Below are 23,742 nucleotides of genomic sequence, written 5' to 3' on the forward strand. Positions count from 1 at the left end.
GCCGATGCCGATCCGTTCCCCGCGCCTTCCGCTGCTGCTCGTCTGCCTGTGCGCCGCCGCCCCGGCGTGGGCGGTCAAGGTGGACCGGATCGAAATCGAGGGGCTGAAAGACGCGGCGCTGCGCGACAACGTGCGCAGCGCGCTGTCGCTCAATGACGAGCTGGGCAAGGACCTGCGCGCGCGCCGCCTGGGCTATCTGCTGCGGGAGGCCGACGCCGAGGCGCGGCGCGCGCTGGAACCGTTCGGCTACTACGCGCCGACGATCGAGGTGCTGCGCAGCGACCGCCCGCTGCCGGCCGCCACTCCCGCAGCGGAGGCCGGCCTCGACGCGGAGACGGCGGAGACGGAGGACAGCGCGAACGCGGCCGAGCGCCAGCGCCGCATCACCGTCACCCTGCGCATCACCCCGGGGCTGCCGGTGCGGGTGCGCGGCTTCGATGTCGCGGTGGACGGCCCCGGCAGGTCCGATTCCACCGTCGTGGACGCGCTGCAGGCGTTCCAACCGCGCCCGGGGCAGGTGCTGGACCACGCGCGCTATGAGGCCAGCAAAGCACAGGTGGCGGGCGCGCTGGCGCACCACGGCTATTTCGATACGCAGCTCGTGCAGCACCGGGTGGAGGTGACCCGCGCCGCGCACGCCGCCGACATCGCGCTGCGCTGGGACAGCGGTCCGCGCTTCGCCTTCGGCCCGGCGCAGTTCACGCAGACGCCGCAGGCGGTCGTGTGGCCGCGCCTGCTGGACAGGCTGGTGCCGTGGACGCCGGGTGCGCCCTACGACGAGGCGCAGGTGGATCGCCTGCGGCAGTCGCTGCAGGCGCTGGACTACTTCGCGCTGGTGGACGTGCAGGCCGACCCGGCCGCCGCCAGCGACGGGCGGGTGCCGGTGCAGGTGCAGCTGACCCCGGCCAAGCGCAGCCTCTACAGCGCCGGCCTCAGCTATGGCACCGTCAGCGGCACCGGCGTCAGCCTCGGGATCGAGCGCCGCTACCTCAACCGCCGCGGACACAAGGCGCTGGCGCAGATCGACTGGGCGCAGAAGCGCAAGACCGCCACCGTGCAATACCGCATCCCGGCGTTCGCCTGGCTGGACGGCTGGTACACCGCCAGCCTGCAGGCCGCCGATGAGCAGACCGCCTACGTCAACAGCCGCCGGCTGGAACTCGTCGCCGGGCGCACCGGGCAGTACAGCAAGCGCCTGGCGCTGTCGGCCACCCTGCACCTGCTGCGCGAGCGCTGGGCCTATTACGTGCTGACCAAGCCCACGCCCAGCTTCCAGTTCGCCAGCTTCGTGTTCCCGGAGCTGCGCGGCGACTATATCGATGTGGACAACCGCCTGGCCCCGCGCCGCGGCGGTGGCCTCGGCCTCACCCTGCGCGGCGGCCGCGGCGGCAACGCCAGCTTCACCCAGCTGCATGCGCGCGCGCAGTGGTTCCACGGGCTGGATGCCGACAGCCGCCTGATCGTGCGCGGCGAGCTGGGCCACACCTTCACCCGCGACGTGCTCGACCTGCCGCCCAGCCTGCGCTTCTACGCCGGCGGCGACCGCAGCGTGCGCGGCTACGGCTGGCACGAACTCGGCCCGCGCATCCTCACCAGCGGCGGCCCGTATTACACCGGCGCGCCCAACGTGGTGACCGCCAGCCTGGAGTACGAGCGCTACTTCAAGGGCCCCTGGGGCGCGGCAGTGTTCGTGGATACCGGCAATGCCTTCGCCGGGCGTGCACCCGGCCTGCGCACGGGCGTCGGCCTCGGCCTGCGCTGGCGCTCGCCGGTGGGGCCGGTGCGGATCGACATCGCGCGCGGGCTTAATGCGCCCGATTCGCCGCTCAGCCTGTACCTCAACATCGGGCCCGACCTGTGAGCCGCCGCGAGCGCCACTCCGGGCTTGCGCCGCCGCCGGCGGACGCCACGTCGCAGCAGCGCGAGGCGCGGATCACGGAACTGCGTGCGCTGCGCCGCGCGCGCCGGCGCCGGCTGGCCATGCGCAGCGGAATCGGCGCGCTGGCACTTCTGCTGTTGGCGGCCGTGGCCGTCACCTGGCTGCTGATGACCATCGGCGGGCGCGACGCGCTGCTGGCGCAGATCGTGGCGCGGCTGCCGGCCGGCACGACGCTGACCTGGGACGCGGCAGACGGGCCGCTGTCCGGGCCGCTGACCCTGCACGGCGTGCGCTTTGCGATGCCGCGCCAGCGCGACCCCGACTGCGTGCCCACGCCGCGCGCCAGTTGCGCGATGGGCACCCTGCGTTTCCAGGCGCAGACCGTGGTGCTGGATCCGGCGCTGCTGCCGCTGCTGGGCCGCACCCTGCGCCTGGACGCGCTGGAGGTGCACGGCGGCGTGCTCGACCTGCCGCGCAGCGACACCCCGCTGGAACTGCCGCGCTGGCCGGACGTGCTGCCGCAGATCGCGCCGCCGCTGGCGCTGCGCGCCGACGCCATCCGCATCGACGACCTTGCGATCCGCCACGAGGGCGCGCCGCTGCTCGTGATCCGGCGCCTGCACGGCGGCGTGCAGGTCCGCCATGGATTCCTGCACGTGGAACGGCTGGCGATCGCCAGCGACCGCGGCCACTTCACCCTGCACGGCGACTATCAGCCCGCGCGCGAGTTCCGCAGCGACCTCACCGCCACCGCGGTGCTCGCCGCCGCGCCCGGGCGCACCCCGGCGCGGCTGGGCCTGGTGATGCGCGGCACTCTGGCGCGGATGGTGGTGGCACTGGCCGGGGATGTCCCGGCCCCGCTGCGCGCCCGCCTGGTGCTGCAAGGCAACCAGGCGACACCGCACTGGCAGCTCACCGCGCGCGGCGACGGGCTGGATCCGGGGCTGCTGACCGGCGCGGCCACGCCGGCCACGCCGCTGCGGTTCGCGCTCACTGCGCGCGGCGACGGCGGCCGCGCGCAGCTGCAGGGCGCGCTGCAGCGGGGCGAGTTCGCGCTCACCCTGCAACCCTCACGGCTGCACCTCGAGAATCAGCGGCTGCAGCTGCAGCCGCTGGTGCTGGATGCCTTCGGCGGCCGCATCACCGCCAGCGGCCGCGCCGACCTGCGCGATCCCGCCCACGCCGCGGTACAGCTGGCGCTGAACGCGCGCGGCCTGCGCTGGAGCAGCACCGACGGTGCGACCACCCTGCGCGGCGATGCCGACCTCGGCGTGGCCGGCCAGCTGCAGCGCTGGGCGCTGCAGGGCCAGCTGCGCCTGCAGCGCGGCGAGGAGCGCGCGGAGGTGGAGCTCGCCGGCACCGGCGACCTGGACCGGATGCAGGTGACGCGTCTTGCGGCGAGGATGCCGCAGGGCCGGCTGGACGCCACCGGCGCGCTGGCATGGACACCGGCGCTGCAATGGACGGCGCAGGCCCGTCTGGCCGGATTCGATCCCGGCTACTTCGCGCCGGACTGGCCGGGTACGCTGCGCGGCGAACTGCGCAGCAACGGCGAGACCCGCGCGGACGGCCGGCTACGCGCGGAGCTGCAGGCGCGCAACCTCGGCGGCCGCCTGCGCGGGCGCGCGCTGGCCGGGCATGCCAACGCCACGATCGATGGCGATGCCTACCGCGGCGAACTCGCGCTCAGCCTCGGCGGCAGCCGGATCGACGCGCGCGGCCGTGTGGCCGGGACGATCGCGGTGCAAGCGCGCCTCGCCCCGCTGCGCCTGGACGACCTGCTGCCGGGCGGCGGCGGCGTGCTGCGCGGCACGCTGGAGGTGCGCGGTGCGCGCGCGGCACCGGAGCTCGCGGTGGATCTCTCCGGCAGCGCGCTGGCGCTCGGCGACCTTCGCATCGCGCAGCTGCAGGCGCAGGGCCGCCTGCCCTGGCAGCGCGGCGCGGGTGAACTGCGTATTGCCGCCAGCGGCATACAGGCCGGCCTGCCGCTGGACAGCCTGCACGCCACCCTGCGCGGCGCCCTCACCCAGCTGCAGCTGGACGCCGACGCGCGCGGCGAGGCCGGCCACCTGGCGTTGTCGGCGCAGGCGCGCCGGCAGGGCGGCGGCTGGCAGGGTGCGCTGGCGACGTTGGCCCTCACCCCCGCACGCGGCGCTGCGTGGACACTGGCGCAGCCGGCGTCCTGGCGCTGGCGCAGCGGTGCGTTCGCGCTGCAGGCCGCCTGCCTGCACGGGGCCGCGGGCGGCCGCGTCTGCGCCCAGGGCGGCTGGCCGCAGCCGGGGCTGCATGTGCAGGGCGACGCGCTGCCGCTGGCGCTGGCCGCCGACTGGCTGCCGCCGCGCCGCGATGGCCGGCGGTGGGCGCTGGACGGCACGCTGGATCTGGAGGCGGACGTGCGCGCAGCGGCGCGCGGCTGGCAGGCCAACGCCATGCTGCGCTCGGCCGCCGGTGGCCTGCGCGAACGTCCCACCGCGCGGCGCGCGCTGCTGCGCTACCGCGATCTGGTGGTCGAGGCCACGCTCGGCCCGGCGCAATGGCAGCTGTCGGCCTATGCCGCGCTGGGGCGCGAGGGCAGCCTGGCCGCGCAGCTGCAGACCGGGCCGCAGGCGCAGGCCCCGCTGCGCGGCGTGTTGCGCCTGCGCACCACGGAGCTGCTGCTGCTGGAACTGCTCTCGCCCGACATCGTCGAGCCGCGCGGGCGCCTGGACGTGGCGGTACAGCTGGGCGGCACCCGCGCCACGCCGCTGCTCGGCGGCGAGGCACAGCTGCAGGCGTTCGCCGCGGAACTGCCGGCGCTGGGCATCGCGGTGCAGGACGGCACCCTGCAATTGCAGGCGCGGGAGGACGGCAGCGCGCGCATCGCCGGCAGCCTCGGCACCGGCCAGGGCCCGCTGCAGGTGGAGGGCAGCCTCGACTGGCAGGACGCCGACACCCCGCTGCAGCTGGCGCTGCGCGGCACCCGCGTGCTGCTGGCCGACACCCGCCAGCTGCGCCTGCTGGCCTCGCCCGACATCCAGCTGCGCTATCGCGCCGGCGCGCCGCTGCAGGTACGCGGCCGCGTGGCCGTGCCGGAGGCGGCCTTGCACCTGGAGCGGCTGGACATGGGCGTGGCGCCCTCGCCGGATGTGGTGGTGCTGGACCCGGCCGACCCGCAGCAGGCCGCCGCAAGTCCACTGCCGCTGGATCTCGATCTGGCGGTGACGGTGGGCGATGCGGTGAAGCTGGACGGCTACGGTCTGGCCGGCACCCTCGGCGGCGAGCTGCGCGTGCGCCAGCGCCCCGGCGGCGAGGTGCGCGCCACCGGCGCGCTCGACGTCGGCGGCCGCTACCGCGCCTACGGCCAGGACCTGCGCATCACCCGCGGCCGCCTGCTGTGGTCGAACGAGGCGATCGGCGACCCGCGGCTGGACATCCGCGCCGAGCGCGAGATCGGCGCGGTCACCGCCGGCGTGCAGGTGTCGGGGCGCGCCTTGGCGCCGCAGGCCAGCGTGTGGTCGGACCCGGCGATGAGCCAGTCCGAGGCGCTGGCCTATCTCACCCTCGGCCGCCCGCTGCCCAGCCTCAACCGCAGCGAGCTGCAGCAGGTGGACCTGGCCAAGTCGGCGCTCAACACCGGCGTCGGCCTGCTCACCGCGCAGCTGGGCGCGCGCATCGGCCTGGACGATGCCGGCGTGAGCAACTCGCGCGCGCTCGGCGGCGACGTGCTGGGCGTGGGCAAGTACCTCTCGCCGCGGCTGTACATCAGCTACGGCGTGTCCCTGCTCGGCACCGGCCAGGTGGTGACCCTGAAGTACCTGCTGCGCAAGGGCTTCGACATCCAGGTGGAATCCAGCACGGTCGAGAACCGCGCCTCGATCAACTGGCGCACGGAGAAGTGAGGCGCGCCGCGCGCCCGCTTCCCGCCCACCGCGGCGCGCTCAGTCCTGCTTGATCTTCGCCAGCCGCAGCTGGAACAGCACCTTGGTCACCAGCAGGCGCTCCTCGATCGGTTTGAGCACCAGGTCGTTGGCGCCTTCGCGCAGCAGCGCGGCCTGGTTGTCGCGGTTGTCGTCGCCGGTCATCATCACCATCGGCAGGCGGCGCTTGCCGTAGCGGAACACCGCGCGGATCTGGTTGAGCAGGTCGCGCCCGGACAGCGCGCCCTTCAGATACACGTCGCTGAGCAGCAGGTCGGCGCCGACGTCGCCGTCGCTGCGGCCGAGGAAGCGGTGCAGGTGCTCCAGCGCGTCCTCCGCCGAAATCATGTGCAGCACCTGCAGGCCGTGCCGTTCCAGCATGCGCTTGGTGGCGACCGCGACCACCTTGCTGTCCTCCACGTACAGCACGCGTGCGCCCTCGATCGGCGCCGGATGCACGTAGCCGCGGATGAACGCGGCCAGCGCGTCCTGGCCGAGCGACTTGTCGAAGTAGTCGGTGATGTCCTCGCTGAAGGCGCGCGCCTCCAGCGCTTCCTGCGCGTTGCCGGAGACCACGATCACCGGCACGTAGGCTTGACCTGCCGCCTCGCGCACGCTGCGCGCCAGCGCCAGGCCATCGCCATCGGGCAGCACCAGCGCGGTGGTGACCAGGTCGACGGCGCCGTCCTGCAGGGCCTGGCGCGCCTCGGCGATGCCGCCGCAGCCGATCACCTCCGCGCCCGGCAATTCCTTGCGCAGGGTGTCGCCGATCAGCTTGCGCACCAGCTTGCTGCCATCGACCACCATCACCCGCGGGGCGTCGCTGACCACGTGGCGAAGATCGTGCTTGTCGGCCATGTCAGCCCTCCACCGGGCGGTTCTGTCGCAGATGGTGGCCGGTGACCGCGGCCGCGCCCAGCCAGCCGAGCAGGCCCGCCAGCGCGAGCACGCCCGCGACCTCAGGCCAGGCCAGGCCCTGCAGTGCGAACGCGCTGCCATAGCTGGCGGCGAGGGTGGCCAGCGGCGCCTGCAGGACCAACCCCGCTACGGCCAGGATGGCCAGCGCCAGCGCGCCGGCGGCCAGCCCATACCACAGGCCCAGATACAGGAACGGCCGTCGCACGAAGCCGTCGCTGGCGCCCAGCAGCTGCAGCACGCTGATTTCCTCGTGCCGGGACTGGATGTCCAGACGCACGGTGTTGCCGACCACCAGCAGCGCGCCCAGGCCCAGCAGCACCGCCAGCACCTGTGCGATGCGGATGCCGAACCCCAGCCACGCCTGCAGGCGCTGGCGCCAGGCGGCGTCGTACTGCACGCGTTCGACCCCGGGCATGGCCTGCACCGCGGCGGCCAGCGCGCGTTCGTCGCCGCGCGCGGACACCCGCAGCACCGCCGGCAGCGCGCGGCGTGCGGCGTCCTCGCCCAGGGCGTCGATCGCGGCGGCCAGGTCCGGGCGCGCGCGCATCCGCGCCAGCGCCTGCGCCGGCGAGACCGTCTCCACCGTCGCCACGTCGGCCCGCGCACGCAGCGTGCGCGCCAGCGCCTCGGCCGCGCCCGCGCCGGTGCCCGGCGGCAGGAACACCGTGACCTCGTGCGCGGCTTGCACCGCGCCGTCCAGCCGCGCCAGATTCTGCAGCGCCAGCCCCAGCGCCAGCGGCAACGCCAGCGCCAGCGCCATCACCGCGATCGTGAGCAGGCTCGACCACGGCCGCCGCAGCAGCCGGCCCAGGCTGGCCATCACGCTGAACCCGTGGTGGGCCAGCCAGGTGCGGAAGCGGCCGGCATGGGTGCCCGCGGTACGCTCACGCATCGACCAGGTCCTCCGGCGCGATGTCGTCGATCAAATGCCCCTGCTCCAGCACCAGCACGCGCTTGCGCATGCGCTTGACCAGCGCGAGGTCGTGGCTGGCCACCAGCACGCTGGTACCACGCTCGGGCAGGGCGGCGAACAGGTCCATGATTTCCGCCGACAGCCCCGGATCGAGGTTGCCGGTAGGCTCGTCGGCGATCAGCAGGCGCGGCTCGGCGATGATGGCGCGGGCGATGCCCACCCGCTGCTGCTCGCCGGCCGAGAGCTGGCCGGGCAGGGCGCCGGCGCGCGCGGCCAATCCCAGCTTGTCGAGCAGGCTGCGCACGCGTTTGCCGATCTCGCCGCGACGCAGGCCGCGCAGCACCAGCGGCAGCGCGACGTTGTCGGCCACGCTGCGATCCATCAGCAGCTGGTGGTTCTGGTACACCACGCCGACCTCGCGCCGGTGGCGGGCGACGCCACCGCCGCGCACGCGCGCCAGGTTGCGCTCCTCGAACAGCACCGCGCCGCGGCTGGGACGCTCGGCCAGCTGGATCAGCTTGAGCAGGGTGCTCTTGCCGGCGCCGGAGCGGCCGGTGACGAACAGCATCTCGCCCGGCTCCACGGCGAAGCTCACCCCGGCCAGCGCGGCGTGGCCGCCGGGATAGTGCTTGCTGACGTTGTCGAACCGCAGGACCGGCATGCGCACAGGCTATCCGAAAGGGGCACCAGTATCGCCGCCAGCGTCGCCGGCGGCCAGCGCCGCCCGGGTCCGCGGCGGGTGCGGGTGCGGCGGCGCGTGGCGGGCGGTCAGTGCGGGCCGGCCGGGCCGCGCCAGACCAGCGACTTCAGGCCGCGGCCGATGCGCTTGAGCAACGAAGGTTTGCCGGCCGCAGGCGCGCTGGACGCCGGCTTGGCCGCCGGCACGTACTTCGGCGCGGCGGAGCGGGATGGCTGGCCTTGCGCCTGCGCCGCGGCGGCCTCGCCGCCCTCGACAGGACGCCCGCGGCGGCGCCGGCGGCGCTTGCGGGCGGGCGTCTCGCCCGCGGCGGCGGCCGGCTTGGCGGGCGCCGGCGCAAGCGCGGCAGCCGCGCCGGCTTCGACCGTCGCCGCATCTGCCGCGCGCGGCTTGCGCGGCGGACGCGGGCCACGGCCCTCGCCGCGCCCTTCGCCACCGCGACGCTCGCCGGAACGCTCGCCGCTGCGGCCGCCGCGGCCACGGCCACCGCCGCGCCTGGCGTCCTCGGCGGCGCGCGCCTCGCGCACCTCCTTGAAGATCTCGCCGATGCTCTCGCCTTCCTCGGCGTTGGCCTCCACGCCCTCGCGCGGCTTGCGCGGCAGCGCGGTCATCAGCTCGGCGGTGACCGGCTCGGACGGGATCTTCTGCCCGATGTAGGCCTCGATATCAGGTAGCGACATCGCGTAGCGCTCGCAGGCGAAGCTGATGGCATCGCCTTCCTCGCCCAGGCGCGCGGTGCGCCCGATGCGGTGCACGTAGTCCTCGGCGTCGAACGGCAGGTCGTAGTTGTAGACGTACTTGATGCCGTCGATGTGCAGGCCGCGCGCGGCCACGTCGGTGGCCACCAGGATCTCCAGCTGGCCGGCCTGGAACTTCTTCAGCAGCGACTCGCGCTTCTTCTGCGGCACATCGCCGGAGAGCACGCCGACCCGGTAGCCGGCGCGTTCCAGCGCCCGCGCGACGCGCTCGACGAACGCCTTGGTGTTGACGAACACCATGGTGCGCGCACCCTCGCTGCGCGAGAGCAGGCCCAGCAACAGCGGCAGCTTCTCCTCGTCGGCCGGATAGTAGAGCTTCTGGCGCACGCGCGCGGCGGTGACGGTCTCGGCCTCCACCACCAGCTTCTGCGGCTCGTTCATGTGCTCGTAGGCCAGCTCCAGCACGCGGTGGCTCAAGGTGGCGGAGAACAGCAGGGTCTGGCGGGTGGTGCGCTCGGGCATACGCCGCAGCAGGAAGCGGATGTCCTTGATGAAGCCGAGGTCGAACATGCGGTCGGCCTCGTCCAGCACGCAGATCTCGCAGGCGTGCAGGCTCACCACCTTGTGCTGCTTCACGTAGTCGATCAGGCGGCCGGGAGTGGCGATGATCACGTCGGCGCCGGCCTGCAGCAGCTCGCGCTGCTTGTCGTAATCGACGCCGCCGTACACCAAGGCGAACTTCAGGCCGAGGTCGGAGGCGAATTTCAGCGCGTCCTTGTGGATCTGGATGGCCAGCTCGCGGGTCGGCGCCAGGATCAGCGCACGCGGATCTTCGGGCTTGCGGTCGGCCAGCGCCGGACGCGTCAGCAGGCGGTTGATCACCGCCACCAGGAAGGCCAGGGTCTTGCCGGTGCCGGTCTGGGCCTGGCCAGCGACATCGCCACCGGCCAGGGCGACCGGCAGGGTCATCGCCTGGATCGGGGTGCAGCGGGTGAAGCCGGCGCCTTCCAGCCCGGCGAGCAGGGCCGGATGCAGGTCGAAGGAGGAAAAGGTGATGTCGGTCAGGGGTTTGTCGGACACGGATACGGCCTCGAAGGCGGCGGATGCACGCGGGCCGGAACGTCGCGTTGCACTCGGCCACTTGTCTTGATGGAGGCAGCCGCGCAGACTGCCGGGAGGATTCCGGGGCTGGTCATTCCCGGCACGGGCCCGGGGCTACGTGAAACCCCGGCCAATCCGCCCAAGTTTAACATCTACGCGCCACCGGCCGCGCCCACCCCATCTGGAGCCCTCCATGAGCAACACCGTCCTGCACGCCACCGATGCCGATTTCGACGCCCAGGTCCTGGCCTCCGAGGTGCCGGTGCTGGTGGACTTCTGGGCGCCCTGGTGCGGCCCGTGCAAGATGATCGCCCCGGCGCTGGACCAGCTGGCCGCCGACTACGCCGGCAAGGCCAAGGTGGTGAAGGTGGACGTGGACCAGAACCAGGCCACCGCGATGAAGTACCACGTGCGCAGCATCCCGATGCTGCTGGTGTTCAAGGGCGGCCAGATCCACGGCCAGCAGATCGGCGCGGTCGGCAAGGCCCAGCTGGCGCAGATGCTCGACAAGGCGCTCTGACCCGCCGCGCGCAGCGTGCACCCGGCTGGCGCGATCGTCGCCCGCCCTGTCTTTCCCGGCCTGCCCCTGCCGCGCGCGCAAGCGCGGGCGCTTCCCCTAAGGAAGGTCTGAACAACGCCATCCAGGCGTTGTCAGCCCACGCCGGGTCCGGTACAGACCCGGACACCGGCTCACACGAATCAACCACTTGCATGATGGATGCGTGGCCCGCCCTCCATGGCCGGCAGGAACCTCTGCGTTGATCAGAGGTTCCCTAACTTGCGCGCAACCCCACGCGGGTGCTAGCGTTCCGCCGTCACGGTGCCGATCCCCCCGCCAGTCTGGCGCGCCGCACCTTCTTCCGATCCATTCCCACGACCCCGTCCGCGCGACGCGGACGCTCGCCACCATAGCGAGGATTTCCCCCTTGTCCGAGACCACCAACGACGCCCCCGGCGAAGTCGCCGAGAAGCGCGTGCGCAAGACCCGCGTGGCCAAGCCACGTAGCCCCGAACAGCCCGAGATGCGCCTCAGCGACGATGCGTCGTCACCGCCCCCGGCAGCGGCTCCGGAAGTCGCCGCGGCGGCCCCGGCGCGCCAGGCCGAGACCACCGACGCGCCGCAGGAGGCGCGCGCGGCCGCCGGCGGCCAGCCGGCGCAGGACGCCGTGCAGGAGGGCGGCCAGCCGCGCGAAGGCGGCCACCGCCTGAGCCGGCGCGAGCGCTTCAAGAACCGCCGCGAGCGCCAGCGCGAACGCCAGCGCGAAGCCGGCGGCATGCCCGACGACGGCGGCAACGGCAGCGAACCCTTCGTGCCGCGCCCGCATCCGCAGGTGCCGGAGGGCTTCCCCACCTACACTCTGGGCGACCTCAAGCGGATGCCCGCCTACAAGCTGCTGGAGATCGCCGACCAGCTCTCGATCAGCGAGGGCGTGGCGCGCGCGCGCAAGCAGGACATCATCTTCGCGATCCTGAAGGTGCTGACCCGCCACGGCGAAGGCGTGCAGGCCGACGGCGTGCTGGAGATCCTGCCGGACGGCTTCGGCTTCCTGCGCGCAGCCGAGGCCAGCTACCTGGCCGGCCCGGACGACACCTACATCAGCCCGTCGCAGATCCGCCGCTTCAACCTGCGCACCGGCGACCACGTCTCCGGCCGCATCCGCTGGCCCAAGGACGGCGAGCGCTACTTCGCGCTGAACATCGTCGACACCATCAACGGCGAGCCGCTGGAAGCGTCGAAGAACAAGACCCTGTTCGAGAACCTCACCCCGCTGTTCCCGCGCAAGCGCTTCAAGCTGGAGCGCGGCGACGGCTCCAGCGAAGACATCACCGGCCGCATCCTCGACCTGATGGCGCCGCAGGGCAAGGGCCAGCGCTCGCTGATCGTCAGCCCGCCCAAGGCCGGCAAGACGATGATGATGCAGCAGATCGCCAGCGCCATCACCTACAACCATCCGGACGTGCACCTGATCGTGCTGCTGATCGACGAGCGCCCGGAGGAGGTGACCGAAATGCAGCGCACCGTGCGCGGCGAGGTCATCAGCTCCACCTTCGACGAGCCGGCCGCACGCCACGTGCAGGTGGCCGAGATGGTGATCGAACGCGCCAAGCGCCTGGTCGAGCACAAGAAGGACGTGGTGATCCTGCTCGACTCCATCACCCGCCTGGCGCGCGCCTACAACAACGTGCTGCCGAGCAGCGGCAAGGTGCTCACCGGCGGCGTGGACGCCAACGCCCTGCATCGCCCGAAGCGCTTCTTCGGCGCCGCGCGCAACGTCGAGGAAGGCGGCTCGCTCACCATCATCGCCACCGCGCTGGTGGACACCGGCAGCGCGATGGACAAGGTGATCTACGAAGAGTTCAAGGGCACCGGCAACAGCGAAATCCACCTCGACCGCCGCATCACCGAAAAGCGCGTGTACCCGGCGATCGCGGTCAACCTCTCCGGCACCCGCCGCGAGGACCTGCTGATCGAACCCGAGCTGCTGCAGAAGATCTGGATCCTGCGCAAGCTGCTGCACCCGATGGACGAGATCGCGGCGATGGAGTTCCTGCTCGACAAGATGAAGAACACCAAGTCGAACGACGAGTTCTTCCAGTCGATGAAGCGCTGAAAGCTTCACCCTACACCGCATCCCCGACGCCCCGCCCCGCGCGGGCGTCGGCGTTTGCGGCGATCGCAACGGAGGCTTTCGGCCGAGCTGGCGACCAGGGCGGAGCCGGCACGCCGGCGGGCGATGGCCCGCGCGGTCAGTGGCCGGCGCGGGCCTCGCCGGTCTCGATCACCTTGTCCAGCACATAGACATGGCGTGAGCCGTCGGCGGGCGGGGACTTGCGCGGGTAGCGGTCCACCCGCAGCACGTCGCGCACGCCTTCGCGATGGGTATAGCCCTCGATCGGATCATAGAAATGGGTGAACGCGCTGGGCGTGCCAACCGCCAGGCCCTGCGCGTCGTAGTGCAGCTCGCGCACCTGCAGGCAGCGCGCCTGCGGGATCAGCGGATGCGGGCAGGGCGCGCTGGCGGGGGCCACTTCCAGGAACAGCCGCTGCGGCGGGCCGTCGAAGCGGGCGGCGGCGGCGGGCAGGCCAGCGAAGGTGAGGGTGTCGCCGGCCGCGTTGACCAGCACCAGCCGCGGCGGGGTGCCGGCATCCAACTGCATCGCCAGGCGCCCCTGCAAGCGGTTGGCGACCGCGCCGTCCAGCGCGGCCAGCGCCGGGTCCGGGCAGGCGCGCATGCCGGAGGCGAACGCGGCGATGGTCAGGCTGTCCGCGGCCACCGTGTGGTGCGCGCTCAGCACGTTGCAGGCATTCCCCACGCTCACCAGCGAGGCGTTGAAGTCCAGCTGCAGCGGCGCCTCGGGGCGCGCGAACAGGGCGTCGATGCGGTGGCCGCCGGCATCCACCGCCGCCACCAGCCGCCAGTGGTGGCGGATCAGGCGCAGGGTGGTCTCCAGCGTGCCGGGCGGTGCCGGCGTGGCCTGCTGCAGCGCCGGCGCCGGCGCCGGGGCGGGATCGGTCGCGGTCGCGGCCGCCGGCGGCGCGGCCGGGCCGGGCGCCTGGCAGGCGGCCAGCAGCAGCGCCAGCGGCAGCCACAGAGGGCGATGGATGCGCGGGCTCATGCGTCCTCCTCGGCGCGGCGTGCGCCTCACTGCCCGACCGGCAGCCACAGCAGCAGGGCCAGACCGACCAGCAGGCGGTACACCGCGAAGCCGGTGAAACGGTGCTGCTGGATGTAGTGCAGCAACCACTTCACCGCCGCGAACGCGGTGGTCGCGGCAACCACGAACGCCACCGCCAGCGCGCTCCAGTCCTCGCCGGCGGCGCCGCCGGCCTTGAGCGTGCCCAGCAGCTCGTAGCCGGTGGCGGCGAACATGGTGGGGATGCCGACCACGAACGCGAATTCGGTGGCGGCAGCGCGGTTGGTGGTGCCGGCCAGCAGCGCCACGAAGATGGTGGCGGCGCTGCGCGAGGTGCCCGGGAACACCCCCGCGACAATCTGCGCGGCACCTACCAGCAGCGCCACCGTCCAGGTGATGGCGCTGCGCTCGCCCTCGCGCGCGGCGCGGCGCGCGGCCAGCTGCTCGGCCAGCACCATCCACGCCGCGCCGATCACCAGCGCCCACGCCACCGGGGTCACCGTTTCCGGCAGGCGCCAGCCCAGCTTCTTCACCAGCAGCCCGCCGATGGCGGTGACCAGGAAGGCGGCGATCAGTTTGAAGGCATAGTCGCGCGACTGCGCCGGGGTGGCGGTCTGCCCTAGCGGGTCGTAGGCGGCGGGCGCGTCCTTGCCGAAGAACGCCAGCAGCATGCCCCACAGCCGCTTCCAGTAGATCAGCACCACCGCGAGGATGGCGCCGGCCTGGATGGCGATGTTGAACAGGTCGCTGCGCGCGCCCAGCCAGTGCTCGGCGATCAGCAGATGGCCGGTGCTGGACACCGGCAGGAATTCGGTGACGCCTTCGATGATGCCCAGCAGCAGGGCGGTCAGCAGATCGTGCATGGGCAATGGCAGCAGGAACGCCGCGCGGCAGGCGCGGCCGAGGATGCAGGATAGCCGATTCCTTTATGCGCTATTTGTGTGCAAACGGTAGCCGTTGCCGCACAATCATCGTGCAATCCCGCATGCGCGCCCCGACTCCATTTAATCAAATCAATGGGTTATCGAACTGGCACGCATCCTGCAACTGCTGGACAGTGGTCTGCCTGTCGCAAAGCCGCGTCGCCCTTCCCACCTGCCGCCCGAGGTTCCCCGATGTCGCTCGAACACGTCGAAAAACTGCTCAAGGATCACAAGGTCGAGTTCGTCGACCTGCGCTTCGCCGACATGCGCGGCGTGCAGCACCACGTCACCTTCCCGGCCTCGATCGTCGATGCCTCGCTGTTCGAGGACGGCAAGATGTTCGACGGCAGCTCGATCTCCGGCTGGCGCGGCATCCAGAACTCCGACATGGTGCTGCTGCCCGATCCCTCCACCGCGTTCGTGGACCCGTTCACCGCCGACCCCACCCTGGTGCTGGGCTGCGACATCCTCGATCCCAGCACCATGCAGGCCTACACCCGCGACCCGCGCGGCGTGGCCAAGCGCGCCGAGGCCTACCTGAAGGCCAGCGGCATCGCCGAGCAGGCCTTCTTCGGGCCGGAGCCGGAGTTCTTCATCTTCGACTCGGTGCGCTTCGCCAACGAGATGGGCCACACCTTCTTCCACGTCGACTCGGAAGAGGCGCACTGGAACTCCGGGCGCGAGTACGACGGCGGCAACAGCGGCTACCGGCCAATGGTGAAGGGCGGCTACTTCCCGGTGGCGCCGCTGGATTCGCTGCACGACCTGCGCGCGGAGATGTGCAAGACCCTGCAGCAGGCGGGGATCGAGGTCGAGGTGCACCACCACGAGGTGGCCAACGCCGGCCAGTGCGAGATCGGCACCCGGTTCAACTCGCTGGTGAAGAAGGCCGATGACCTGCTGACGATGAAGTACATCGTCAAGAACGTCGCGCACCGCAACGGCAAGACCGCCACCTTCATGCCCAAGCCGCTGGTGGGCGACAACGGCAGCGGCATGCACGTGCACATGTCGCTGGCCAAGGGCGGCGCCAACCTGTTCTCCGGCGACGGCTACGGCGGCCTGTCGCAGCTGGCGCTGTGGTACATCGGCGGCATCTTCAAGCACGCCCGCGCGATCAACGCGTTCGCCAACTCCACCACCAACAGCTACAAGCGCCTGGTGCCGGGCTTCGAGGCGCCGGTGATGCTGGCCTATTCGGCCTCCAACCGGTCGGCGTCCTGCCGCATCCCCTACGTCGCCAACCCCAAGGCGCGCCGCATCGAGATCCGCTTCCCCGACCCGATGCAGTCCGGCTACCTGACCTTCGCCGCGCTGCTGATGGCCGGCCTGGACGGCATCAAGCACCAGATCGACCCGGGCGAGGCGATGGACAAGGACCTGTACGACCTGCCGCCGGAAGAGGCCAGGAACATCCCGACCGTGTGCCACGCGCTGGATCAGGCCCTGGAGGCGCTGGATGCCGACCGCGAGTTCCTCAAGGCCGGCGGCGTGTTCAGCGACGACTTCATCGATGCCTACATCGCGCTGAAGATGAAGGAAGTGACCGCCTTCCGCGCGGCCACCCACCCGCTGGAATACCAGCTGTACTACACGATCTGACGGCGCCGTGGTCCGGCCCCGGCCGGACCGGATGCCCGCCATTTCGCGCCCCCGGGCCCCGCGCCCGGGGTTTTCGCATGTACACCTCCCGAGCGCAGGCACGGGAACCCGGGCGGATGCGCGCGCCGCGATGCGGCCGGGCAGCCGGGCTGGGAGTGAAGGCGGGGGCGATGGCGGCGCGCCAAGACTCGCAGCGCCGGCATGCCGGGCGCGCAGCGCACGCCGCGAGGCTGGTGCGGGGATGCAGGGAGGAACCGGCAGCCCCGTCCTCCCTGACGGGGCCCGCAGCGGAAGGGGAGTCCTTCGCCACCCAGGGGTCACGGGCGGATCCGAGCGCTGCCGGTGAGGCAAGCTTGGCGGCAACCAACGGTCGGCGCCATGAGAGCTTTTCTCGCCGTCGGGTAGGATTTTTCTGACCCCTCCACCCGCCCAACCCCATGCCCCAAAACGCACGGGACCCGCTGGTGCGGACCCCGTGGCAACGCCTTCAACGCCTGCGCGGCGAACGCTTATTTGCGCGCGGTGAGGATCGGCGTCAGCAGGTCCGGCTTGCCGGGGATGCGCTCCAGGTGCGGGTAGCGCAGGCCGCCGTGGTACTCCAGCTTGACCGTGCGGTAGCGGTCGAACTCCTTGAGCAGCAGTTCGATCGAAGCCTTCGGATCCTTCGCCGCGGCCTTCACCGCCTCCTCCAGCGCGTCGTTGCTATAGGCCTGGCCGTTGACCGCGACCACGCTGGCGCCACTGCCGATGCCGGCGTTGAATGCCGGGCCGTCCCAGCGCACGTCGTTGATGGTGCCGTCCTTGCCCACGCTCAGGCCCAGCGAGTAGGTGAAGTCGGCGCCGCCCCAGCGCGCATTGGCCTTGGCATAGGCGCTGGGGGTGTCCTTGAACACCAGCCTCCAGCCCGCCGCCTCGATCCCGCCGGTCAGGCCCTTCTTGCCGTCCAGGCGCTCGCGCAGGAAGGTCGCCCAGTCGTACGGCAGCACCCCGTCGAGGGTGGCCACCACGGTGTCGAAGGTGTAGGTGTTCTGCTTCTCCCACTCGCCGTCGTTGATCCCGAAGAACGCGCGGGCGAAATCATCCAGCGATTTCTTGCCGCCGGTTTTGGCGCGGATCAGCGCATCGGCCTCCAGCCAGATCAGCTGCCCGCCCGAGTAGTAGTCCTCGCTCAGCTGGTAATTGCGATACGCGCGCGGGGCGCGGTTGGCGATGATCGGGTCGTTGGTGGTGTCCTGGATGTTGCGCCAGGACAGGCCCGGGCGGTTCTCGGCGTAGGTCGCGGCGACCAGCGCCAGCGCGTCGATCGAGGCCGGCAGCGGGCGCATGCCGCTGCGTGCGGCCAGCACATTGCCCCAGTACTGGGTCTGGCCCTCGTACACCCATAGCAGGCTGTCTTGCATCGGCACGTTGAAGTTCGGCGTCCACAGGTCGGCCGGGCGGCGGTACTTGCCGTTCCAGCTGTGGGTGTACTCGTGCGCCAGCAGGTCGGTGAAGCCGGTCTTCTCGTTCCAGCCGGTGAAGTAGTCGGTGCCGACACCGTTCTCGCTGGAGCGCTGGTGCTCCAGGCCGTTGCCGCCCATCTGCTCGGACAGCGAGAACAGGAACTGGTAGTGGTCGTAGTGCTGGGCGCCGAACAGTTTCAGCGCCTGCTCCACCATCGCCTTGTGCCGCGCGACCTGCTCCGGCTTGGCCTCCAGGTACTTCGGCGCATCCGCGATCACGCCCAGCTTCACCGGCACCTTGCTGCCGGCCGGGGTGAGGTCGATGTTCTTCGCATGGCGGCCGGCGTACACCGGCGAATCCACCAGGATGTCCAGCGGCACGTCCTGATAGTCCACGGTGTCGCCGCTGCGGCCGTCTTCCTTGAGCGCGGTGAAGGCGGTCCAGCCGGCCGGGTAGGTGACGCGCAGGTCGAACGGGATGCGGTGCGCGTAGTAGCCGGCCGGGTACAGCACGGTGGAGAGCGTCTGCAGGTTGAGCATGTTCGGGGTCATCACGATCCGGCCCTGAGCTGGGGGTGGTCGGGGTGAGGTAGTCGAACTCGGCGGTGATCGCGCTGACCCCGGATGGCACGTCCAGATGGAAGGCGTTCACGTCGAGGGGGTCGCGCGTCCAGTCCAGCGTCTTGCCATTGGCCTTGAAGGTGATGCCGGCGATCTTGTCGATCGGGTTGCGCGGGCTGTGGCCGCCCGGCACCCACTTCGGATACAGCAGGGTCAGCGGGCCGGGCCGGACCGGAATGGTCTCCTTCATCCGGAAGATGCGCTGGCTGAGGTTGGTGGCATCCACCTCGAGCTTGATCGTGCCCGGATAGGGCACGTCCTGCGGCGGCGGGATGTCCGGGGCCTGGGCCTGGGCGGCTCCGGCCAGCAGCAGGGACAGGGCGAGGGGCAGCAGACGGCGCTTCATGGCAGACTCCGGGCAGCGGGGTAAGCCCGCATCCTACTGGCGGCGGCCCCGCCCCCTATGCCGAAAGGCATGCACGCGGCCTTGACCGGCACCCCATATGCTGGCGTCACCTCCACCATCGAGGATTTCCGTATGCCGCTGCGCCCGCTCGTGATGCTCCCGGTTCTGCTGCTGGCCGCCTGCGCCAACCATCCGGCACCGCCCGCCCCGCCGCCCGCACCCCCGCCCCGCCGGCCGGGATGGCACCCCGCCGCCCGCCCCGCCGGCACCGCCGGCACCGCCGGCACCGCCGACGGCGGCGCCGCCTCCGCCCCCGCTGGCGATGGCCTGTGACGCCGCGCCGGCGCAGCGGTTCGTGGGCCAGCCGGCGACCGCCGCCAATGTCGAGGCCGCGCGCCAGGCCGCCGGGGCGAGCACGGTGCGCAGCCTCAAGCCCGGCCAGCCGATGACGATGGATTACCGCGGCGACCGCCTGAACGTGCTGCAGGACGCCGCCGGCAAGATCGACAAGATCAGCTGCGGCTGAGCGCGGCTCACTCCACCGCGTCCGCGCCCGCCGGCAGCGGTGCCTGCGCGGCGGGATCGCGCGCGTAGCGGCGCGCCACCAGCGCGGCCAGCGCCAGCAGACCGGCCGCCAGCAGGAATGCCACGCCCGGCAGGCGCAGCGGGGCCTGCGGGCTGATGAAGAACCCGAACGCCCCGGCGAAGGTGGCCGGGGCCACGATCCCGGCCAGCGACACCAGGCTGCCCAGCGAACCCTGGATGCGCCCCTGCTCGTTGGCCGGGACCTGGCGGGTGATCAGCGCCATCGTGGCCGGCCCGGCCACCGCCCACAGCGCGCTGATCGGCAGTCCCAGCAGGAACAGCCAGCCCTGTCCGGCCAGGCCGTACAGGAGGAAGCCGAAGGTGCCGCAGGACAGCCCCAGCAGCAGCGCGCGGCGCTCGCCCAGCGCCTTCACCAGCCGCCCCACCACCGCCACGTTGACGATCACGCTGAGCACCCCGACCACCGCCAGCACGTAGCCGGCCTGCCGCTCCTTCCAGCCGAAGGCGGCATCCGCGTACAGCACGAAGGTGCTCGGATACACGTAGTGGGCGAAGTTGGCGATGAACACCACCGCCACCAGGCCCCAGATCGCGCGATGCTCGCGCAGCATCCGCACCCCGCCCAGAGGGCGCGCGTGCCGCCAGTCGAAGCGCGGGCTGCGGCGCTCGCGCGGCAGCGATTCCGGCAGCACGAACAGCCCGTACAGGAAGTTCAGCAGGGCCAGCCCGGCCGCGCACCAGAACGGCAGGCGCTGATCCAGGGTACCGAGCACGCCGCCGAGCAAGGGCCCGATGATGAAACCCAGCCCGAACGCCGCGCCGATCATGCCGAAGCCCTTGGCGCGCCGCTCCGGCGGCAGCACGTCGGCGATATAGGCGTTGGCGGTGGTGAAGCTGGCCGAGGTGATCGCGGAAATGATGCGGCCCACGAACAGCCAGCCCAGGCTCGGCGCCAGCGCCATGAACACGAAGTCCGCGCCCAGCCCGAGGCAGGACAGCAGGATCACCGGGCGCCGCCCGAAGCGGTCGGACAGCGCGCCCTGCACCGGCGCGCTGAAGAACTGCACCAATGCGAAGGTGAATGAGAACAGCCCGATCCAGTATGCCGCCGTGGACAGCGCGCCGCCGACCATCTGCTGCACCAGGTGCGGCAGCACCGGGATGATCAGCCCGAACGCCAGCACGTCGATCAGCACGGTGACAAAAATGAAGGCGAGTGCGGCCTTGCGGGCAGGATGGGGTGGGGTGGGGCTCATGCGCGGGAGAATCCGAATCGGAGTTCAGACACCGAAGGCATCGCTGGCCAGCCATTCGGCATGCTCGCGCACATCCTCCGGCCAGCTCGCAATCGCCGCTTGAAACAGGTGGTAATCCGCTGCAAACAGCGCGCGTGCGGCATCCTCGGCGTTTTCCGCCATGTCCGCCATCGCCTGCAGAAAACGGTAGGCCGCCTCCTGCGCCGCGCGTCGGCGGTCCTCGGCGGCGGTGACCGCGCGCGCTGCGTCCACCAGCCGGCGCAGCGCGATCGAGGCGCCGCCCGGCTGCGCCGCCAGCCAGTCCCAGTGCTGCGGCAGCAGGGTCACCTCGCGCGCCACCACACCCAGCTTCGGCCGCCCGGGGCGGCGTGGGCGCGCGGAGGCCGCATCCCCTTCCGGGTGTGGCCGCGCCAACCACGCCAGCAGGTCGGCGGCCGGTAGCTCCAGCGGCAGTTCCAGCAGGCGCGCATCACGATCGTCGAACACCCGCAGCGCACGCTCGGGATGGGCGTCGAAGGCCTGCTTGGCCTTCAACGCGACGTGGCGCAGCTCGCCACTGGCGATGCGGTCGCTGCCGGAAAACGCGGTGCAGCGCAGGCTGGGGGAGATCAAGGCCGGCTCCTGGCGTCGTCAGCGGCCCGGCCCGACCTCGATGAAGCGCAGGAACTCGGCGCGGGTGCGCGCATCCTCGCGGAAGCTGCCCAGCATCTTGCTGGTGACCATGCTCACCCCGCGCTTGTGGATGCCGCGGGTGGTCATGCACTCGTGCGCGCCCACCACCACCACGCCGACGCCGCGCGGCTGCAGCGCGCGCTGGATGCAGTGGGCGATCTGCGCGGTCATCTTCTCCTGCACCTGGAAGCGGCGGGCGTAGGCCTCCACCACCCGCGCCAGCTTGCTGATGCCCACCACCTTGCCGTCCGGCAGATAGCCCACGTGGACCTTGCCGATGATCGGCGCCATGTGGTGCTCGCAATGGCTTTCGTACTCGATGTCGCGCAGCACGATCATCTCGTCGTAGCCGTCCACCTCCTCGAAGGTGCGCGCCATGTAGTCGTCCGGATCCAGCGCATAGCCGCTGAACCAGTCCTCGTAGGCCTTGGCCACGCGCTTGGGCGTGTCCAGCAGGCCCTCGCGCGCCGGGTCGTCGCCGGCCCAGCGCAGCAGCGTGCGCACCGCCTCCTCGGCCTGCGCGCGGGCGACGCCGTGGCGGACGTCATCGGAACGGGAATCGGACATGTGCGGCTCCGGGCGTGCGTGGGGCCGCATGGTAGCGCGATTGGCGTCGGCCCCGGATCAACCCGCGGCCGCGGCGCGCCCGCCCAGCAGGCGCGCCGGCAGCCACAGCAGCGCGCGCAGGAACGCGAACACCGCCGACAGCGTGATCCCCGCCAGCCGCAGCGGCAGCGACAGCAGCCAGACCAGCGGCCACAGCAGCAAGGCCAGCAGCGCCAGCGGCCAGCACAGCACGAACAGCAGGCACCACAGCAGCAGGGCGACTAGGGCCTTCATGGTGTTGATCTCCTCCGGCACCGCTACCGTGGCGCACCCACCCGGCCCCAGCAAGCGGTTTGCGACGAAGCGGCCCGCGCGCCGACGAAATCCGGGCGCTTGCCCTTCAATCCAGCCCCATCGCCCACGCCAACGCCGCATCGGCATCGACCGCGGCCGGCAGGCTGCCATAGGTGTTCGCACGCGCCGGGCCCAGCCGCGCCGCGCACCAGTCGCGCGCCAGCGGATGCTGCGCACGCAGCAGGATGGCGCCCTGCAGCAGCAGCGCCAGGCGCTCGACGAAGGCGCGCGCGCCGGCTTCGTCGCTGCCCGCCTCGAGCATCGCCATCCCGGCCTGCAGCGCGGCGTCGAACTGCGCGTCCATGCCGGCCGCGGCCTGCCACTGCGCGCGCAGCGCGGCGCCGATCTCCGGTTCGCGCGCCAGCGCGCGCAGCACGTCCAGACACTGGATGTTGCCACTGCCTTCCCAGATCGAATTCAGCGGCGCCTGCCGGTACAGGCGCGGCAGCAGCGTCTCCTCGATATAGCCGAGCCCCCAGGCATTCCTGCGCTTCGTTGACGAAGCCCGGCGTGCGCTTGCAGATCCAGTACTTGCCGATGGCAGTGGCGATCCGCGCCAGTGCGGCCTCGCCGGAATCGTGCGGCGCGCGATCGACCGCGCCGGCGACCCGCAGCGCCAGGGCGGTGGCGGCCTCCGACTCCAGCACCAGATCGGCCAGTACGCGGCGCATCAGCGGCTGCTCGAGCAGGCGCTTGCCGAACGCGCGGCGGTGGCCGGCGTGATGCAGCGCCTGTCGCAGCGCCATCCGCATCAGCCCGGCCGAGCCCAGCATGCAGTCCAGCCGGGTCAGCATCACCATCTCGAGGATGGTGGCGACGCCGCGGCCTTCGGCGCCGATGCGATGCGCCCACGCGCCATCGAACTCCACCTCGCTGGAGGCATTCGACCAGTCGCCCAGCTTGTCCTTCAGCCGCATCAGCCGCAGCGCGTTCCTGGTCCCGTCCGCACGCCAGCGCGGCAGCAGGAAGCAGCTCAGCCCGCCCGGCGCCTGCGCGAGAACGAGAAACGCATCCGACATCGGCGCCGAGAAGAACCATTTGTGCCCGACCAGCGCGTATTCGCCCTCCGCACCCAGCGGCGTGGCGCGGGTGGTGTTGGCGCGTACGTCGCTGCCGCCCTGCTTCTCGGTCATGCCCATGCCGAGGGTGACCCCGCGCTTGTCCGCCATCGGCACGTCGCGGCCGTCGTAGGCGAACGCGCAGGCCTTGTCGGCCCATTCGCGCAGGGCCGGCGCCTGGCGCAGCACCGGCACCGCGGCGTGGGTCATGGTCAGCGGGCAGCTGCTGCCGGGTTCGGCCTGGTAGTGCAGATAGCTCAGCGCCGCGCGCGCGACGTGCGCGCCCGGTTGCGGCTGCACCCACGACAGCCCGGCCACGCCATGCGCGATCGCCGCGCCCATCACCTCGTGGTAGGCGGCGTTGAAGGCGACGCGATCGATGCGGCGGCCGTAGGCATCGAAGGCCTGCAGGCGCGGGCGGTCGCGGTGCGCCTCGTCGGCCAGCCGCAGCAGGGTGTCGCCGGCCAGCGCACCGTAGGCCGCGAGCGAGGCGGAGAACGCCGCGCCGCCCTCGCGCGCCACCGCCGCGCGCAGCCCCGGATCGTCCGCCCACAGGTCGAACGGGCCGGGCGGCGGCGGCTGGTTGAACACCTCGTGGGTCTGGAAATGTGGCTGCTCCATCACATTCCTCCACTTTG

18 protein-coding genes and 2 pseudogenes are annotated in these 23,742 nt (G+C 72.0%); 7 read left to right on the forward strand and 13 right to left on the reverse strand.

What is annotated here, in order from left to right; all coding sequences use genetic code 11:
• The first annotated feature begins 4 nt into the window (after positions 1 to 4).
• Positions 5 to 1,861, forward strand: a complete 1,857-nt coding sequence (locus LJB71_RS01320) for an autotransporter assembly complex family protein (protein ID WP_259302792.1) — start codon at positions 5 to 7, stop codon at positions 1,859 to 1,861.
• Entirely contained in the window at positions 1,858 to 5,757 is a 3,900-nt protein-coding gene (locus LJB71_RS01325; protein WP_259302793.1) for a translocation/assembly module TamB domain-containing protein, read from the forward strand. Before LJB71_RS01320 ends, LJB71_RS01325 begins: the two co-directional genes overlap by 4 nt.
• A 39-nt stretch (positions 5,758 to 5,796) precedes the next feature.
• Here LJB71_RS01325 and LJB71_RS01330 read toward each other — a convergent pair whose 3' ends face one another.
• The 4 genes from LJB71_RS01330 to rhlB all read right to left on the reverse strand — a co-directional run bounded on the left by LJB71_RS01330 (position 5,797) and on the right by rhlB (position 10,081).
• A complete protein-coding gene (locus tag LJB71_RS01330; RefSeq protein WP_259302794.1) occupies positions 5,797 to 6,633 on the reverse strand; it encodes a response regulator in 837 nt (278 codons plus the stop codon).
• A gap of 1 nt (position 6,634) precedes the next feature.
• Positions 6,635 to 7,585 carry a permease-like cell division protein FtsX gene (gene ftsX, locus LJB71_RS01335; RefSeq protein ID WP_259302795.1) on the reverse strand — a complete coding sequence of 317 codons (951 nt, stop codon included), beginning with the start codon at positions 7,583 to 7,585 and terminating at the stop codon, positions 6,635 to 6,637.
• Complete coding sequence (locus LJB71_RS01340) at positions 7,578 to 8,267, reverse strand: ATP-binding cassette domain-containing protein (protein ID WP_259302796.1); 690 nt, start codon at positions 8,265 to 8,267, stop codon at positions 7,578 to 7,580. Before LJB71_RS01340 ends, ftsX begins: the two co-directional genes overlap by 8 nt.
• A gap of 107 nt (positions 8,268 to 8,374) precedes the next feature.
• Entirely contained in the window at positions 8,375 to 10,081 is a 1,707-nt protein-coding gene (rhlB, locus tag LJB71_RS01345) for an ATP-dependent RNA helicase RhlB (RefSeq protein WP_259302797.1), read from the reverse strand.
• A 214-nt stretch (positions 10,082 to 10,295) separates the two neighbouring features.
• Between rhlB and trxA the strand changes: the two genes are divergently transcribed.
• On the forward strand, positions 10,296 to 10,622 hold the full coding sequence (gene trxA / locus LJB71_RS01350) for a thioredoxin (protein WP_259302798.1): 327 nt from the start codon (positions 10,296 to 10,298) through the stop codon (positions 10,620 to 10,622).
• Positions 10,623 to 11,028: 406 nt separating this feature from the next.
• Positions 11,029 to 12,714 (forward strand): transcription termination factor Rho, encoded by a 1,686-nt coding sequence (gene rho, locus LJB71_RS01355; protein WP_259302799.1) that lies wholly within the window; start codon positions 11,029 to 11,031, stop codon positions 12,712 to 12,714.
• A 136-nt stretch (positions 12,715 to 12,850) separates the two neighbouring features.
• Here the strand turns inward: rho and LJB71_RS01360 are convergent, their stop codons facing one another.
• Both LJB71_RS01360 and LJB71_RS01365 read right to left on the reverse strand, forming a co-directional pair.
• Positions 12,851 to 13,720, reverse strand: coding sequence for an META and DUF4377 domain-containing protein (locus LJB71_RS01360; protein WP_259302800.1), 870 nt, complete (start codon positions 13,718 to 13,720; stop codon positions 12,851 to 12,853).
• Positions 13,721 to 13,746: 26 nt separating this feature from the next.
• Positions 13,747 to 14,601 (reverse strand): undecaprenyl-diphosphate phosphatase, encoded by an 855-nt coding sequence (locus LJB71_RS01365; RefSeq protein WP_259302801.1) that lies wholly within the window; start codon positions 14,599 to 14,601, stop codon positions 13,747 to 13,749.
• Positions 14,602 to 14,853: 252 nt separating this feature from the next.
• On the opposite strand from LJB71_RS01365, the gene glnA reads away from it, so the two are divergent.
• Positions 14,854 to 16,263 carry a type I glutamate--ammonia ligase gene (glnA, locus tag LJB71_RS01370; RefSeq protein ID WP_259302802.1) on the forward strand — a complete coding sequence of 470 codons (1,410 nt, stop codon included), beginning with the start codon at positions 14,854 to 14,856 and terminating at the stop codon, positions 16,261 to 16,263.
• A gap of 509 nt (positions 16,264 to 16,772) precedes the next feature.
• Here the strand turns inward: glnA and LJB71_RS01375 are convergent.
• Entirely contained in the window at positions 16,773 to 18,257 is a 1,485-nt protein-coding gene (locus LJB71_RS01375) for a M61 family peptidase (protein ID WP_310649371.1), read from the reverse strand.
• An 88-nt stretch (positions 18,258 to 18,345) separates the two neighbouring features.
• Positions 18,346 to 18,672: pseudogene (locus LJB71_RS14465) on the reverse strand (M61 family peptidase); the annotation flags it as partial.
• Between the two features lie 69 nt (positions 18,673 to 18,741).
• Here LJB71_RS14465 and LJB71_RS01380 point away from each other — a divergent pair.
• Together LJB71_RS01380 and LJB71_RS01385 are read left to right on the forward strand one after the other, a co-directional pair.
• Positions 18,742 to 19,005 (forward strand): hypothetical protein, encoded by a 264-nt coding sequence (locus LJB71_RS01380; RefSeq protein ID WP_259302803.1) that lies wholly within the window; start codon positions 18,742 to 18,744, stop codon positions 19,003 to 19,005.
• Positions 18,995 to 19,198 (forward strand): I78 family peptidase inhibitor, encoded by a 204-nt coding sequence (locus LJB71_RS01385; protein WP_259302804.1) that lies wholly within the window; start codon positions 18,995 to 18,997, stop codon positions 19,196 to 19,198. Before LJB71_RS01380 ends, LJB71_RS01385 begins: the two co-directional genes overlap by 11 nt.
• Before the next feature lie 7 nt (positions 19,199 to 19,205).
• Here LJB71_RS01385 and LJB71_RS01390 read toward each other — a convergent pair whose 3' ends face one another.
• The 5 genes and pseudogenes from LJB71_RS01390 to LJB71_RS01410 form a co-directional block, all read right to left on the reverse strand.
• A complete protein-coding gene (locus tag LJB71_RS01390) occupies positions 19,206 to 20,474 on the reverse strand; it encodes a TCR/Tet family MFS transporter (protein WP_259302805.1) in 1,269 nt (422 codons plus the stop codon).
• A 24-nt stretch (positions 20,475 to 20,498) separates the two neighbouring features.
• Positions 20,499 to 21,086: a DUF2239 family protein gene (locus tag LJB71_RS01395; RefSeq protein WP_259302806.1), complete on the reverse strand. Its 588-nt coding sequence runs from the start codon at positions 21,084 to 21,086 to the stop codon at positions 20,499 to 20,501.
• A gap of 18 nt (positions 21,087 to 21,104) precedes the next feature.
• Positions 21,105 to 21,713, reverse strand: coding sequence for a GTP cyclohydrolase I FolE (gene folE / locus LJB71_RS01400; RefSeq protein ID WP_259302807.1), 609 nt, complete (start codon positions 21,711 to 21,713; stop codon positions 21,105 to 21,107).
• Between the two features lie 57 nt (positions 21,714 to 21,770).
• Positions 21,771 to 21,986, reverse strand: a complete 216-nt coding sequence (locus LJB71_RS01405) for a hypothetical protein (protein ID WP_259302808.1) — start codon at positions 21,984 to 21,986, stop codon at positions 21,771 to 21,773.
• A gap of 106 nt (positions 21,987 to 22,092) precedes the next feature.
• Positions 22,093 to 23,725: pseudogene (locus tag LJB71_RS01410) on the reverse strand (acyl-CoA dehydrogenase family protein).
• Positions 23,726 to 23,742: the final 17 nt, after the last annotated feature.

This window comes from Thermomonas sp. S9 (assembly GCF_024704365.1).
Classification (GTDB): domain Bacteria; phylum Pseudomonadota; class Gammaproteobacteria; order Xanthomonadales; family Xanthomonadaceae; genus Thermomonas.